At 74.0% G+C, this 1,297-nt stretch carries 2 protein-coding genes; both read right to left on the bottom strand.

Annotated elements, in window-relative coordinates; translation table 11 throughout:
• The coding region (locus ACVNF4_RS36180; RefSeq protein ID WP_461807056.1) for a MarR family transcriptional regulator at positions 1-420 on the bottom strand (420 nt) is incomplete at its 3' end.
• A gap of 110 nt (positions 421-530) precedes the next feature.
• The gene (locus ACVNF4_RS36175; protein WP_461807055.1) at positions 531-1,181 is read right to left on the bottom strand and encodes a response regulator; all 651 of its coding nucleotides are present in this window, start codon (positions 1,179-1,181) and stop codon (positions 531-533) included.
• Positions 1,182-1,297 lie beyond the last annotated feature (116 nt).

Raw genomic sequence — 1,297 nt, 5'->3', positions numbered from 1 at the left:
CCGCCGCAGCAGCTCGGCGACGGCCGTCCGCAGCCGCTCCAGCCGCTCGTCCGCCGGCGCCGCCTCCGCGACCTCCTTGCTCTGCGTCCCCAGCACCCGCCCGTCCAGATCCGCCACCACCGCCGACACCCGGTGCGCCCCGATGTCCAGCCCCAGCAGATACCCGGCCTCCGCCCGGAACCGGAACCTCCGCGCCGGCCGCCCCTGCCTGCGCACGACCGTCACATCGGCGGCCTCCTCGACGACCAGCCCCGCCCCGATCAGATCCTCGACCACGCCCTCCACCGTCGGCCGCGACAACCCGGTCACCCGCGTGACCTCCGTCAACGTCGCCCGGTCCGCCGCACGCAACGCGTGCAGCACCACCGCGGAGTTGATCCGCCGCAACAACGACGGCTCCCCACCGATCAGCCGCTCCACCGTGTCCTCCCAGCTAGTCGGGTGTGGATCGTACTCGGGGGGAGGCGAGAGGGTCGACAGGGCGGAAGCGGAGGGCGGCAGCCGCTGTCCTCAGAGACACGGGCTCACCCCTACCCCGGTGCCACGAACCCCGACTCGTACGCCGCGATCACCGCCTGAGTCCGGTCCCGCGCCCCCACCTTCGCCAGCACCGCGCTCACATGCGACTTCACCGTCTCCACCCCCACCACCAGCACCCCCGCGATCTCCCCGTTCGACAACCCGCGCGCCATCAGCCGCAACACCTCCCCCTCCCGCTCGGTCAGCCCGGCCGACACCAGCCGGTCCCGCGCCTGCGAGTCCCCGCGCTCGGCCGCCAGCTTCCGCAGCGCCGCCGGGAACAGCAGCGACTCCCCGGCCGCCACCACCCGCACCGCCTGCACGATCTCCGCGGGCCGCGCCCGCTTCAGCAGGAACCCGTCCGCCCCGGCCCGCAGCGCCTCGTACACGTACGCGTCGTCCTCGAACGTCGTCACGACGAGGATCTTCGGCGGCACGTCGACTCCCCGCAGCACGGCCCGAGTCGCCTCGATCCCGTCCATCAGCGGCATCCGCACGTCCATGGCGACGACATCGGGCCGCAGGCTCCGCACGAGCGGCACGACGGACGCCCCGTCGGCCGCCTCCCCGACGACCGAGATGTCGGGCTGAGCCTCCAGCACGGCCCGCAACCCCGCGCGGACCAGCGGTTCGTCGTCGACGAGCAATACGGTGACCGGCATTCCGCCAGCCTAGATCAGCTCCCCAACGGCAGCTCCGCCCGTACCTGCCACTCCCCGGCGTCGGGCCCGGTGGACGCGCGCCCGCCCAGCAGCACGGCCCGCTCCCGGATCCCGCG

The organism is Streptomyces sp. S6 (assembly GCF_054880855.1).
Note: the sequence above shows the minus strand (reverse complement) of the source record. Positions and strands in the feature narration are given on the sequence as shown.